Source organism: Actinosynnema sp. NPDC004786 (assembly GCF_053601135.1).
Map to the genome: position 1 here is coordinate 53172 of NZ_JBSGBG010000040.1, position 13062 is coordinate 66233.

13 protein-coding genes and 1 tRNA gene are annotated in these 13062 nt (G+C 72.1%); 5 read left to right on the plus strand and 9 right to left on the minus strand.

Translation table 11 applies throughout. From position 1 onward, the window contains the following. Positions 1 to 7: 7 nt before the first annotated feature. The 6 genes from ACWEFJ_RS29615 to ACWEFJ_RS29640 all read right to left on the minus strand — a co-directional run bounded on the left by ACWEFJ_RS29615 (position 8) and on the right by ACWEFJ_RS29640 (position 4543). Positions 8 to 220 (minus strand): hypothetical protein, encoded by a 213-nt coding sequence (locus ACWEFJ_RS29615; protein ID WP_378084169.1) that lies wholly within the window; start codon positions 218 to 220, stop codon positions 8 to 10. A gap of 85 nt (positions 221 to 305) precedes the next feature. After that, positions 306 to 1202, minus strand: a complete 897-nt coding sequence (glfT1, locus tag ACWEFJ_RS29620; protein WP_378084168.1) for a galactofuranosyltransferase GlfT1 — start codon at positions 1200 to 1202, stop codon at positions 306 to 308. Between the two features lie 9 nt (positions 1203 to 1211). Beyond that, complete coding sequence (gene wzt, locus ACWEFJ_RS29625) at positions 1212 to 2027, minus strand: galactan export ABC transporter ATP-binding subunit Wzt/RfbE (protein WP_378084166.1); 816 nt, start codon at positions 2025 to 2027, stop codon at positions 1212 to 1214. A gap of 19 nt (positions 2028 to 2046) precedes the next feature. Further along, positions 2047 to 2967: a galactan export ABC transporter permease subunit Wzm/RfbD gene (gene wzm, locus ACWEFJ_RS29630; protein WP_378084165.1), complete on the minus strand. Its 921-nt coding sequence runs from the start codon at positions 2965 to 2967 to the stop codon at positions 2047 to 2049. Between the two features lie 59 nt (positions 2968 to 3026). After that, complete coding sequence (locus ACWEFJ_RS29635) at positions 3027 to 3899, minus strand: TylF/MycF/NovP-related O-methyltransferase (RefSeq protein ID WP_378084163.1); 873 nt, start codon at positions 3897 to 3899, stop codon at positions 3027 to 3029. 92 nt (positions 3900 to 3991) lie between these two features. Next, the gene (locus tag ACWEFJ_RS29640) at positions 3992 to 4543 is read right to left on the minus strand and encodes a bacterial proteasome activator family protein (protein WP_378084161.1); all 552 of its coding nucleotides are present in this window, start codon (positions 4541 to 4543) and stop codon (positions 3992 to 3994) included. A 113-nt stretch (positions 4544 to 4656) separates the two neighbouring features. On the opposite strand from ACWEFJ_RS29640, the gene ACWEFJ_RS29645 reads away from it, so the two are divergent. Both ACWEFJ_RS29645 and ACWEFJ_RS29650 read left to right on the plus strand, forming a co-directional pair. Beyond that, complete coding sequence (locus tag ACWEFJ_RS29645; RefSeq protein WP_378084159.1) at positions 4657 to 5856, plus strand: cysteine desulfurase-like protein; 1200 nt, start codon at positions 4657 to 4659, stop codon at positions 5854 to 5856. Positions 5857 to 5869: 13 nt separating this feature from the next. Next, positions 5870 to 6511 carry a class I SAM-dependent methyltransferase gene (locus tag ACWEFJ_RS29650; RefSeq protein WP_378084157.1) on the plus strand — a complete coding sequence of 214 codons (642 nt, stop codon included), beginning with the start codon at positions 5870 to 5872 and terminating at the stop codon, positions 6509 to 6511. A gap of 335 nt (positions 6512 to 6846) precedes the next feature. On the opposite strand, the gene ACWEFJ_RS29655 is transcribed toward ACWEFJ_RS29650, so the two are convergent. Then, entirely contained in the window at positions 6847 to 7815 is a 969-nt protein-coding gene (locus tag ACWEFJ_RS29655; protein ID WP_378084155.1) for an NAD(P)H-quinone oxidoreductase, read from the minus strand. A gap of 56 nt (positions 7816 to 7871) precedes the next feature. Here ACWEFJ_RS29655 and ACWEFJ_RS29660 point away from each other — a divergent pair, with 56 nt between their 5' ends. From ACWEFJ_RS29660 to ACWEFJ_RS29670, 3 genes are all read left to right on the plus strand, one after another. Then, positions 7872 to 8519, plus strand: a complete 648-nt coding sequence (locus ACWEFJ_RS29660) for a GNAT family N-acetyltransferase (protein ID WP_449715709.1) — start codon at positions 7872 to 7874, stop codon at positions 8517 to 8519. Positions 8520 to 8582: 63 nt separating this feature from the next. Beyond that, positions 8583 to 10115 (plus strand): M28 family metallopeptidase, encoded by a 1533-nt coding sequence (locus tag ACWEFJ_RS29665; protein WP_378084151.1) that lies wholly within the window; start codon positions 8583 to 8585, stop codon positions 10113 to 10115. Positions 10116 to 10302: 187 nt separating this feature from the next. Continuing rightward, a complete protein-coding gene (locus tag ACWEFJ_RS29670) occupies positions 10303 to 12099 on the plus strand; it encodes a hypothetical protein (protein ID WP_449715710.1) in 1797 nt (598 codons plus the stop codon). Positions 12100 to 12487: 388 nt separating this feature from the next. On the opposite strand, the gene ACWEFJ_RS29675 is transcribed toward ACWEFJ_RS29670, so the two are convergent. Further along, a tRNA-Ser gene (locus tag ACWEFJ_RS29675) sits at positions 12488 to 12572 on the minus strand. Between the two features lie 17 nt (positions 12573 to 12589). Beyond that, positions 12590 to 13060 (minus strand): MarR family winged helix-turn-helix transcriptional regulator, encoded by a 471-nt coding sequence (locus tag ACWEFJ_RS29680; RefSeq protein WP_378084148.1) that lies wholly within the window; start codon positions 13058 to 13060, stop codon positions 12590 to 12592. Positions 13061 to 13062 lie beyond the last annotated feature (2 nt).

Genomic DNA, 13062 nt, shown 5'->3' on the forward strand with positions numbered 1-13062 from the left:
CGGGGGGCTACTCGAAGTGCGCGGCCACGACGTGGCTGAAGTTGACCACGAACTCCTTGCCGTCGACGGTCGGGACGGCCTGGGTGTGGCCGTTGCGCACGACCTGGATCAGCCGTGCGCCGAGGTCGTCGGCGGTCTCCTGGGAGACCCTGATGGAGATCGGGCTGGGGTTCGCGGCCAGATGCAGGACGAGGGACGTCTTACGCGCTTCAGAAGTCATGCCGCACAGCCCACCAGCGGCGGGTGGACCGGGCAAGAGGGGTTCGCCGTCAGCGATTCCGCGTCGGGCTGAACCCCTCGGGCCCCTACTTGCGGAAGAAGCGCTCCCGCCGGCCCTGCCGCACCAGCTTCACCCATTCGAGGAACGCCTTCGGGTCGCGCCGCACCCCGATGAAGTACAGCCCGAACCGGAACGCCTCCAGCAGCCCCAGTTTCCGCATGCCCGGCTGGGACAGCAGGTACCCGCGGTTGCGGTAGGTGTAGTAGCGCTTGACCGCGTTCTCCGGGTCCTGCGCGTGGAACCGGCCGCCGAGCATCGGCTTGAACTCGTCCGACCCGTCCGGGTGCAGGTAGGTCACCTTCAGCGACGTGCCGAACGGCAGCCCGGTGCGCACCAGCCGCCGGTGGATCTCCACCTCGTCGCCGCGGAAGAACAGCCGGTAGTCCGGCACGCCGATGACGTCCACCGTGGACGCCTTGAACAGCGCGCCGTTGAACAGCGACGCGATGCCGGGCAGGAAGTCCGCGCCCAGCTCGGCCGCGTTCCGCTTCCAGGTGAGCCCCCGCCGCAGCGGGAACGCGAGCTTCTCCGGCCGCTCGATGTTCGCCACCACCGGCGAGATCGCGGCCAGCCCGCGCCGCTTCGCCTCCTCCAGCAGCACGGCGAGCACGTTCTCGTCGGCCGGCCGACCGTCGTCGTCGGCCAGCCACAGCCAGTCCGCGCCCAGCGACAGCGCGTGCAGCATCCCGAGCGCGAACCCGCCCGCGCCGCCGAGGTTGCGGTGCGAGGCCAGGTACGTGGTCGGGATCGGGCACTGCGCGACCAGGTCGTCCACCGGCTGGTCCGGCCCGTTGTCCACGACCACCAGGTGGTCGAGCGGACGGGTCTGCGACGCCAGCACCTTCAGCGAGTCGGCCAGCAGCTCCCGCCGGTGCCGGGTCACCACGACCCCGACGACGGAGCCCTGCGGCAGTGCGCCCACCACGCTCACCTACTCGCCACCGTTCCCGCTCAGCACCCGCGGCTGACCGAGCCGCTCCAGCGTCTCCTCGCTCATGTGCTCGAACGGGTCACGCCCCTTGTAGGAGGTGAGCACGTCGCGCAGCGAGCCCTGCATCTTGACCTGGCCCTCGTCCATCCAGATGGCCGTGTCGCAGAACTCGGCGAGGAAGTCGTCGGAGTGGTTCGCGAACACCAGGATGCCCGAGCGCCGGACCAGCTCGGTGAGCCGGTCCCGCGCCTTGGCCATGAACGCCGCGTCGACCGCGCCGATGCCCTCGTCCAGGATCAGGATCTCCGGGTCGATGGACGTGACGATGCCCAGCGCCAACCGCACCCGCATGCCGGTCGAGTACGTGCGCAGCGGCATCTGGAGGTAGTCGCCGAGCTCGGTGAACTCGGTGATGTCGTCGACCCGCTTCTCCATCTCCTTGCGGCTCATGCCGAGGAACAGACCGCGGATCATGATGTTCTCGTACCCGGAGATCTCCGGGTCCATGCCGACGCCGAGGTCGAACACGGGCGCGACCTTGCCGACGATGCGCGAGCTGCCCCGCGTGGGCTCGTAGATGCCCGCGAGCAGCCGCAGCAGCGTGGACTTGCCGGCGCCGTTGTGGCCGACGAGGCCGACCCGGTCACCGTGCCGCAGCGAGATGGTGATGTCGTGCAGCGCTTCGATGATCGGCACGCGGCCCTCGGAGCCGATCTTGCCGCCGACCTTGCCCAGCGCGAGCTTCTTCAGCGACCTCGACTTGGCGTCGAAGATCGGGAAGTCGACCGAGGCGTTCCAGACGTCGATGCTGACCATGATGTGTTTGCGGCCTCACTCAGACCCAGTAGGAGACGCGGGCACGGTAGTTCCGCATCGCGACCAGCGCCAGTGCCCACCCCACGACGGTGATCGCGCCGACCACCACCCAGTGGTGCCAGTCCTGCACGTGACCGAGCAGGGGGGCCCGGACGATCTCCACGTAGTGGTAGATGGGGTTCAGCTCGGCGATCAGCATGCGCCAGTCGCCCTGGTCGCCGCTGCCGCCGGTGACCTTGTTCAGCACGCCCACGTGCCACACGATCGGCGTCATGAAGAAGATCAGGTTGATGAAGCTGCTGATCACCGGCGGGATGTCGCGGAACCGGGTGCTGATGATGCCGAACAGCAGGGCCACCCACACCGCGTTCAGCACGACGGCGGCGAGACCCGGGATGGCCATCAGCGCGGCCCAGGACAGGCCCGGCTGCATGACCAGGTCGCCCTCCATCCGGTACTCGTGGCTCAGCGTCGGGAAGAAGATCACCACGACGACCACGTAGACGACCATGTTGTGCATCAGGAACAGCACCTGGCGCCACACCATCCGCAGCACGTGCACCGTGATAGGCGCGGGCAGGTGCTTGATCAGGCCCTCGTTGGCGATGAAGACCTCGGTGCCCTCGGTGACCACGCCGAGGATGAAGTGCCAGATGATGAACCCGGCCGTGACGTAGGGCAGGAACGTGCCGAGCTGCTGGTTGAACAACTGCGAGTAGAGCAGGCCGAGGGCGAGCGCCGTGGTCCCCATGGAGATGGTGATCCACAGGGGACCGATGACCGACCGGCGGTAACGCTGCTTGATGTCCTGCCACCCCAGGTGGGCCCACAGCTCGCGCTGCCGCCAGGCGTCGCGCACGTCGCCGAACGCGCGCGCGAAGGTGCGCGAGTTGGGTGCCAGGGGAGCGGGGGGTCGCTCGACCGTACTCGTGGGTTGCACAAGGGTTGAGACTACCGGCGACGGGGTGGCGGCCCTGTCGCCGGGCTGTCACGGTGCGGTCACCCCTGCTGAGGAGCCTCGGGCACCCCGGTTACCTTCATGATCACCTGCTCGTGGTCGTACGTGTACCCGCAGTAGTCGAACCGGAGGCCGGTGCGCTCGACGTACTCCGTCCAGGCGCGGTGCTCGTGCTCCTGCCACCCCGGGTAGTTGAAGTACTCGTCGAACACGATCACGCTGCCGGGCACCAGCCGCGGCCCGACCAGGTCCAGCACGGTCCTTGTGGACGAGTACAGGTCGCAGTCGACGTGCAGGAACGACACCGGGCCGGGGTGGGCCTCCAGGAAGCCGGGCAGGGTGTCGTCGAACCAGCCGACGACCAGCTCCGCGCCGTCCACGTCGGGCAGCCCGTCCACACCGAACAGCCCGGCCGGGAAGCCGTTGCGCCAGTCCTCGGGCAGGCCCTCGAACGAGTCGAAGCCGTACACCTCGCGGCCCTCGAACGCGGTGGCGATCAGCTTGAGCGTGCCGCCGGTGTAGACGCCGAACTCGAGCGCCATGCCCTCGACCTCGACCAGGCCGAGGGCGTGCTCCAGCGTGGCGTGGGGGTGGCCGAAGTGCGGCGCGGTCGGCAGGTGCTCGCGCACGAACCGCGCGCTCTGCAACGCCGCTTCCTGCTCGCCGGCGAACACCAGGTCGCGCCGGGCGCGGATCTCGTGCTGGATGGTCGCGTCGACCGCCCGTTCGGCCTGGCCGCGCAGCTCCCTCAGCTCGTCCTCGAGACGGCCCAGCACCTGCTGCATCCGCACGATCCGCTCGGACTGCTCGTGGTGGTAAGGGCGCACCACGTCGTCGATGACCCGGAAGATCTTGCCGCGAACGCGCTTCCGCACCTCGTCGACGAATGGGTTGTGCCGGACTCTGTCGAGCACTGGACGCTCCTCTCGCGGATGTGGCGGTGAACACGTTCGGGCAACGCGGTGCCCGTTGTCCACTCCCACGACGCCACCACCGCGGCGGAACGTTACAAGTACTGCCCGGTCCCGCGGATGTGCGGACCGCCTTCGCCCTCGCCGTGCCCGGTGCCCGCGGGCAGCGCGCGGCCCCGCATCTGCTCCAACTGGACCCGCGCCGCCATCTGCTGCGCGAACAGCGCCGTCTGGATGCCGTGGAACAGGCCCTCCAGCCAGCCCACCAGCTGCGCCTGGGCGATCCGCAGCTCCGCGTCGGACGGGGTGCCCTCCTCGGTGAACGGCAGGGAGAGCCGCTCCAGCTCCTCCCGCAGCTCCGGCGCGAGGCCGTCCTCCAGCTCGTCGATCGACCGCTTGTGGATCTCCTTGAGCCGGTTGCGGCTGGCCTCGTCCAGGGGAGCCGCCCGGACCTCCTCCAGCAGCTGCTTGATCATCGTGCCGATCCGCATGACCTTCGCCGGCTGTTCGACCAGGTCGGTCACGTCCTGGCCGCCCGCCTCGTCGCCCGCCGGCACCCGCGCGGCGCCCACCGGGGTGCCGTCCGGGCCGACCACGACCACGTGCCGCTCGTTCTCCACCTGATCACCTCGGGGTGCCTCGCTCATGCCCCCCATCCTGGCCCGATGGGGTGGCGAACGCCGAACCGGGTCACGGATCGGGTGCCAAACCCGCGGCCCCTGCTGTCGCTCGCGCCGACGTCCTCCGTACGGTGTGCGGCATGGCGTTCGACGTCGCCCGGGTCCGTGGGCTGTTCCCCGCGCTCGGCGACGGCTGGGTTCATCTGGACGCTCCTGCGGGCATGCAAGTACCCGAACAGGTGGCCACGGCCGTCTCCACCGCGCTGCGCGCACCCGTCTCCGGGCCGGGTGGCATCTTCCCCGCTTCGCAACGCGCCGAGGCCATCGTCGACGCGGCCAGGCGGGCCGTGGCCGACGTGGTCGGCGCCGACCCGGCCGGGGTCGTGCTCGGCCCCAGCTCCGCCGTGCTGCTGCAACGGCTGGCCGACGCGCTGTCCGAGGGCTGGTTCCTCGGCGACGAGGTCGTGGTGTCGCGGCTGGACCACCCGGCCAACATCGCGCCGTGGCAGCGGGCCGCGCAGCGCACCGGCAGCGTCGTCCGGTGGGCCGAGGTCGACATCGAGACGTGCGAGCTGCCCGCCTGGCAGTACGACGAGCTGGTCACGCCCAAGTGCAAGCTGGTCGCCGTCACCGCCGCGTCCGGCTCCGTCGGCACGCGACCCGACCTGCGCAAGATCGCCGAGGCCGCGCGCCGCACGGACGCCCTGGTCGTGGTGGACGCCTCCGCCGCCGCGCCGTTCGTGCCGCTCGACATCACGTCCATGGACGCCGACGTGGTGGCGGTGTCGGCGAACACCTGGGGCGGCCCGCCGGTCGGCGCGCTGGTGTTCCGCGACCCGGCCATGCTCGACCTGCTGCCGTCGGTCGCGGTGGAGCCCGGCGCGCGGGGTCCCGAACGCCTGGAGCTGGGCCCGCACGCCTACCCGCTGCTGGCCGGCCTGGTGGCGTCCGTGGAGTACCTGGCCGGTCTGGACGATGCCGCGGTGGGCCCGCGCCGGGAGCGCGTGCTCACGTCGCTGGGTTCGGTGAAGGCGTACCAGGCGGGACTTCTGGCTAATCTCATCAACGAACTGCGATCGCTCCGTCACGTCATGGTGATCGGCGACGCCATGCGCCGCGTGCCGGCGCTGGCGTTCACGGTGGCCGGCGTGAAGGCGACCGACGGCGTCGAGCACCTGTCCGAGCGGGGCGTGTGCGCGTTCGCCGACTCGGGCCAGCACGGCGTGTTCTCGGTGCTGGGGGTGGGCGAGGTCGGCGGGGCGATCCGCGTCGGCCTGGCGCACTACACGAACGCGGCGGAAGTGGACGAGCTCGTGCGGGCGGTCGCCGAGCTGGGGTGAGGACGGGGGCTGGGTGGACGACCTGCTGTCACGGGAGCTCGCCGACCTCGCCGCGCTGCACCGCCTCGCGCCCCTCATGACGGAGTACCTGCCCAACACCGCGCACGAGCTGCGCCCGGCCGCGCTGGCGGCCGTGGTGGACGAGGTGCTGCTGGGCTCGCGGACCGTGCTCGTGGAGTGCGGGTGCGGCGCGTCGTCGGTCGTCCTGGCCCGGCTGCTGGCCCGGCGCGGGTTCGGCCACCTGCTGTCCGTCGAGCACGACGAGCGCACCGCCGCCTTCGTGGCGAGCCAGCTCCGCCGCGAAGGGCTCGGCCACGTGGCACGCGTCGTGCACGCGCCCCTGACCCCGCACCCGGCGGCGCTCGGCAACGCCCAGTGGTATCACCCGCGGCTCGTGCACGACGAGGTGTCGGCGTACGTGGAGCGGTACGGCCTGGTCGACCTGCTGCTGGTGGACGGGCCGCTGCTCGGCGACGCCCGGTACCCGGCGCTGCCGGTGCTGCGGGGCGTGCTCGCGCCGGGGGCGGCGGTCCTGGTGGACGACGCCGAGCGACCGGGCGAGCAGACCGTGCTGGTGCGGTGGGCGGAGGAGTTCGCGCTGCGCTTCCGCACCACGCCGCGCACGTTCCTGGCCACCGCGACCGCGCTGGACTGACCGCACCACCCGCCCCGCCGGCCACCGACACGCCCACCACCGACACGCCCGCCGACCCCAGCCACCGATCCGCCCGAGGTCGCGCCGGACCGAGCCCGACCGCCGCACTACCGCAACCGCCGGGTCGGCCGCCGCTCGCGCCGAACAGCCCTCGCGCCGCACCGACCGCACGCGGCGCACCGACCGCCCGGCCTCGCTAACGGACTGTGCCGGACCGGTCGCGTTCCGCCATCGCTTCGCAGGAGTCCCCGCCAGGGGACCCCTGTCTTGATTTTACCGGCGGGGTCCGACAATTCCGGGTTCGCGCGGGCAGCGGGCCAGCCGGCCGGGGCGGCTCACACGGCCAGCACGACCTTGCCGAACACGTCCCCGCCCTCCAGCGCGCGGTGGGCGTCGGCGGCCCGCCCGATCGGCAGCACCTCGTGCACGACCGGCTTGACCTGCCCGGACGCGATCAGCGGCCACAGGTGCTCCCGCACCTCGGCCACGATCCGGCCCTTGCCGTGCGGGCCGTCCACCGGCCGGAACCGCAGCCCGGTGCCCGTCACGCTCGCCCGCTTGGACAGCAGCTTGCCGATGTCGAGCTGCCCCTTCACCCCGCCCTGCAGGCCGATGACCACGAGCCGGCCGTCCGGCGCGAGCACGTCCACGTTGCGCTCCAGGTAGGCCGCGCCCATGTTGTCCAGCACCACGTCGGCCTGCCCGACCTCGGCCACGAAGTCCTGCTCGCGGTAGTTCACCAGGACGTCCGCGCCCAGCTCGGCGCACCGCCGCAACCGCTCCGCCGACCCCGCCGTGACCGCGACGCGCGCCCCGAGCGCCTTGGCGACCTGGATCGCGTGCGTGCCGATGCCGCCCGCCCCGCCGTGCACGAGGAACGTCTCCCCGGCGCTCAGCCCCGCCACCATCACGACGTTCGACCACACCGTGCAGGCGACCTCGGGCAGCGACGCGGCCGTCACCAGGTCGACGCCCCCGGGCAGCGGCAGGAGCTGGGCGGCCGGGACGACGACCCGTTCCGCGTACCCGCCGCCGGCCAGCAGCGCGCACACCTCGTCGCCGACCCGCCACCCCGTCACGCCCTCGCCGAGCGCCGCCACCGTGCCCGAGCACTCCAGCCCCAACACGTCCGACGTGCCCTTCGGCGGCGGGTAGTGGCCCTGGCGTTGGAGCAGGTCGGCGCGGTTCACGGCGGTCGCCGCGACGTCCAGCAGCACCTCGCCCGGTCCGGGTTCGGGATCCCGAACCTCCGTCCACGCCAGCACGTCCGGTCCGCCGGGTCCACGAGTGGTGATCGCGCGCATGACCCCGACGGTAATCCGCTCGCCCGACGCCCGCGCGGTCGCCACCATGGACCGGCATGGACCACTGGCCCTTCCGGAACCTGGCGCTGCGGACCCCGCGGCTGGAGCTGCGGCCCGACAACGACGAGGGCCTGGCCGAGTTGGCCGACCTCGCGATCGACGGCATCCACCCGCCCGACCGGATGCCGTTCGGGGTCGAGTGGACCGACGCGCCCCGCGACCGCCTCGGCATCAACACCTTCCAGCACCACTGGCAGCTCCGCGCCACGCTCTCGCCTCGGGCGTGGCAGCTGAACTTCCTCGTGCGCCTCGACGGCCGCGTGGTCGGCGTGCAGTCGCTGAACGCCGACGACTTCCCGGTGCTGCGCGAGGTGGGCAGCGGGTCGTGGGTCGGGCTGCGGCACCAGGGCGGCGGCATCGGCACGGAGATGCGGGCTGCCGTGGTGACGTTCGCGTTCGACCACCTCGGCGCGGTGGCGGCGAGGTCGAGCGCGTTCACCGACAACCTCGCCTCGCAGGCCGTGAGCCGCAAGCTCGGCTACCGGCCCGACGGCACGTTCCGGCAGGTCAGGCGGGGTGAGCCGGCCGAGCAGACCCGGCTGCTGCTGACCCCGGACCGGTTCGTCCGACCCGACTGGACCCTGGAGGTGAGCGGTGTCACGCCGTGCTTGCCCCTGCTCACTGGGCGAGAACCCGCCGAGTGACGGATTGATTTCACCCCCGGGATCTTGTGAGGGTTCGGCATCCGAGTGAAGGGGAACTCGATCATGTCAGGTAGAACCGGGATCCGACGCGCGGCGATCCTCGCGGCGTCCGCATCCCTCGCACTGGTCGCCGTGCCGGTCGCCGACGCCGCGCCGGCGAAGTCGGCGCTCGACGGCCCCAAGCTGGCCAAGAGCCTCACCAAGGACGTCACCGCGGAAGGGGTCAACCGCCACCTGATCGCCTTCCAGCGCATCGCCGACCGCAACGGCGGCAACCGCGCGGCGGGCACGCCGGGCTACGACGCCAGCGTGGACTACGTCGCGGGCAAGCTGCGCGGCGCGGGCTTCGACGTGACCACGCCGGAGTTCACCTACCCCGTGCAGATCACCGACGCGGCGATCGCCAAGGTGGGCGCGACCACCTACGAGAACATCCCGATGGAGTTCTCGCCGCAGACGCCGGTCGGCGGCGTCACCGGCCCGCTGCGCGTCGTGCCCGAGGACGCCACGCCGGGCTGCGAGGCGACCGACTTCGCCGGGCAGGACTTCACCGGCGCGATCGCCCTGATCCGCCGCGGCGCGTGCACGTTCGACATCAAGCACCGCAACGCGGCCGCCGCGGGCGCCATCGCGGTGATCGTGGCGAACAACGTCGAGGGCCCGCTGTCGGGCGTCACGCTCGGCTCGCCCGGCGTCGTGCCCACCGGTGGCGTCAGCCGCGCCGACGGCACCGCGCTGGCCGGGCTCGGCGGCCAGACCGTGACCGTGGACCTGCGCTACCACGAGGAGGACCGCGTCTCGCGCAACGTCATCGCGCAGACCAGGACCGGTCGCAAGGACAACGTCGTGATGGCGGGCGCGCACCTCGACAGCGTCGAGAACGGCGCGGGCATCAACGACAACGGCACCGGCTCGGCCGGCCTGCTGGAGACCGCGCTGAAGCTCGGCGGGTCGCCGAAGGTCAACAACGCGGTGCGGTTCGGCTGGTGGGGCGCGGAGGAGCTGGGCCTCGTCGGGTCGACGAAGTACGTGCAGTCGCTGACGTTCGAGCAGCAGCTCGACATCGCGCTGTACCTGAACTTCGACATGATCGGCTCGCCGAACGCGGCGTACTTCGTCTACGACGGCGACGACTCCGACGGCGTCGGCGCGGGCGCGGGCCCGTACGGCTCCGCGCAGATCGAGCAGGCGTTCGTGGAGTACCTGACGGTCGAGAAGGGCGTGCAGACCGAGGGCACCGACTTCACCGGCCGCTCGGACTACGGCGAGTTCATCGCGCAGGGCATCCCGGCCGGCGGCCTGTTCACCGGCGCGGAGGGCGTGAAGACCGAGGCGCAGGCGGCGAAGTGGGGCGGCACGGCGGGTATCGCCTACGACCCGAACTACCACGGCTCGGGCGACAACCTGGGCAACGTCGACCGCGTCGCCCTGGACCGCAACGCCGACGCGCTGGCGTGGGTGACGGCGTCCTACGCGATCAGCACCGAGAGCGTGAACGGCGTGCCGGCGCGGTCCCAGCGGGCCGCGGCCCGTGCGGCCGCGCTGCGTTCGCTGCACGTGGAAGCGCACCAGCACTCGCACGCCGACGTGGCGTGACGCACGCGCTGAACGCGTGACGGAGGCCGGTTCCCCGTGCGGGGAACCGGCCTCCTCGTCTTCCCCGGCGAGGCGAGCCGGTCCGACCTCCGTCCTAACCGGACCGATTCGTTACCGAAATCCCCTGTGAGGTCCGGGTCTCCGTGGGTTAGCTTTCGGCGACCTTTCACCCAGGGGGGATCCCAGCATGTCTTTGTCCGTGCGCCCTGCCGCGCGAAGATTCCTCGCCCTCGGCGTCGCCGCGGCGCTCGCCGCGACGCTGTCCTCGACCGCGTACGCCCAGGACGCCGAATCGCCCGCCACCGCGACCGGCACGACCGAGGCGGCCGCGACGACCACCGCCGACGCGCCGCCCGCCGAGGCGGCGAACGACCGGTCCACGTCGACCACCACCTCGACCACGACGTCCACCACGACGTCGTCCCCGACGCCTCCCGGCGCGACGGCCGCGGTGCTGGACATCTCCGCCGCCGTGACCGGCGGGCCGTACCTGGTCAACCAGCGCATCCCGGTCCAGGTGACCATCGCCAACCACGGCGACACCGACGCGACCGGCGTGAAGGCGGGCCAGTACTCCGTGTCCGGCTCGTACTTCTTCATCGGCTCCCAGGAGTGGGGCGACCTGTCCACGTGGCAGGGCGCGGGCATCACCGTGCCCGCCGGGCGGTCCGTCACGGTCACCGTGCACGGCGAGGCCCAGCAGTGGAACGGCGTCCCGCTGGCCCGGTTCTACATCCAGACGGGCAACGGGTGGGCCGACAGCTTCGACCTGGAGATCCCGCTGCGCGACCCGTCGTCGGTGAAGGACGCCGTCGCCGGGCTCGTCTACGGCGACCGCAACGGCAACGGCGCGCCCGACGCGGGCGAGGGCCTCGTCGGGGCCGAGGTGGCGCTCTACGCGTCCGGCGAGAGCGTCAAGACGACGACCGACGGCGAGGGCCGGTTCCGGATCGCCGACCTGCCGGTCCGGGTCTACTCGCTGTCCATCTCGAACGTGCCGGACGGCTGGGTCGTCGAGGGCGCGTACTCGTCGATCACCGTCGACGGGTCGGGGGCGGCCACGAACCTGGTGTACCGGGGCGTGCGGCCGTTGAGCGACGAGCTGTCCGCGTCCATGCGCTTCACGCAGGGCGAGTACCGCGTCGGCGACCGGGCCGTGGTCGAGGTGACGCTGACCAACCGCGGCGACGCCGACATCACCGGCATCAAGGCGGGCTGCGACCGCAGCGGCGGCGAAGGGCCGGAGCTGCGCGACGTCGACCACGGCGAGCTGGGCTGGGACGCGGCCGGCGTGACGGTGCGGGCGGGCGAGACGCGCACGTTCACCTTCACCGGCAGCATCTCGGAGGAGACCGGCGAGTACGGCGGCGTGTCCTACCCGTGCGACTTCGGTCCCGGCGACGACCCCACCGGCCACCCGACGGCCGTCGCGTGGGCGCGCGTGCTCGGCGGCCAGCCCGCCGACACCTCCCTGGTCTTCTACCACGACCGTGACGGCGACCTGATCGGCCGCCCCGACGAGATGCTCGCGGACGTCGCCATCGGCCTGAAGGACGTGATCAGCGGGCGCGTCGTGGCCAAGGGCCGCACCGACGCCGAGGGCCGCGTGTCGTTCAAGAGCCTGACCCCGGGCCCGTACGAGGTGCGCGTCTACGGCCCGTGGAAGTTCTTCTACGGCGGTCCGTTCGTCATCTTCGTCGGCAGCTGCTACCACTGCCAGCAGGAGACCTGGATCAACCTCCTGCCGTCGTCCGTGTCGACGCCGGAGGAAGACGTGACCCCGGCCGACCCGGTGACGGGCGGCGAGACCCCGACCACCACCACGGCCGCTCCCGCCGTCGCGGCCCCGGCCGGCCCGGCCGCCGGGGGCGGCGACACCCTGGCGAACACCGGCGCGAGCGTCCTGGGCCTGCTCGGCCTGGGCGCGCTGGCCCTGCTGGCGGGCCTGGCAACCCTCCGCCTGAGCCGGCGGCGCACGGCCTGACGCAGCACCGCGGGCGGCCGCCTCACGCGGCCGCCCGCTCCTGCTCGCCCGATGCCCGTCACCACGGGTCCAACAACACCGGACCGGCCGTCACGCTCGGTTACCGAACTGGTCTGCCCGCCGACTGCCCGCTGATCATCGCCGAAGCCGTCCCGCTCTCCGCGAGGTGGTCGCGCATGTAGTCGTCCACCAGGTCGAGGTACCGGTTGACCAGGTCCACGACACACCCCTTCGCCCGGAACGCCGGCCGCTCCACCCGGCCTGCCAACGTCCCGCCGGCACCGACCGGGCCGCACCGCCGAACCGGGCCGAGGCGTTGCCGCACCCGTGGCTGCGCAGAAGGGGGTGCGGCCAGGTGTCAGAACCCGGTCGCACCCCCTCCGACCTGCGGAAGCGGAGGGATTTGAACCCCCGGACGGTTGCCCGTCTCCCGCTTTCAAGGCGGGTGCATTCGGCCGCTCTGCCACGCTTCCCGGTGTGCCGGAGCAGGTTACCCGTCCACGCCCCGCACGTGCGTGATGACCCGCTCGAACACCCGGGCCAGCACCTCCTGCTCCTCCCGCGTCAACAGGTCGATCATGTGCGCCCGTACGCCCTCGACGTGGGTCGGCGCGGACGTCTCCAGCAGCGCCATCCCCTCCTCGGTCAGCTCCGCGAACACCCCGCGCCCGTCCTCCGTGCAGTCCCGACGCCGCAGCAGCCCGGCCCGCTCCATCCGGGCCACCTGGTGCGACACCCGGCTCTTGGAGGACGCCACCTCGTCCGCCAACTGCGACATCCGCATCCGCCACCCGGGCTGTTCGGACAACCGCACGAGCACCTCGTAATCGGCGAGCGACACCCCGTGCCGGTCCTGCAGCTCGCGGTGCAGGCGGTCGGCGAGGACGGACGCCCCGACCACGTAGTTGCGCCAGGCGCGCATCTCCCCATCGTCCAGCCACCGCGGCTCGTGCTCAGTCACCT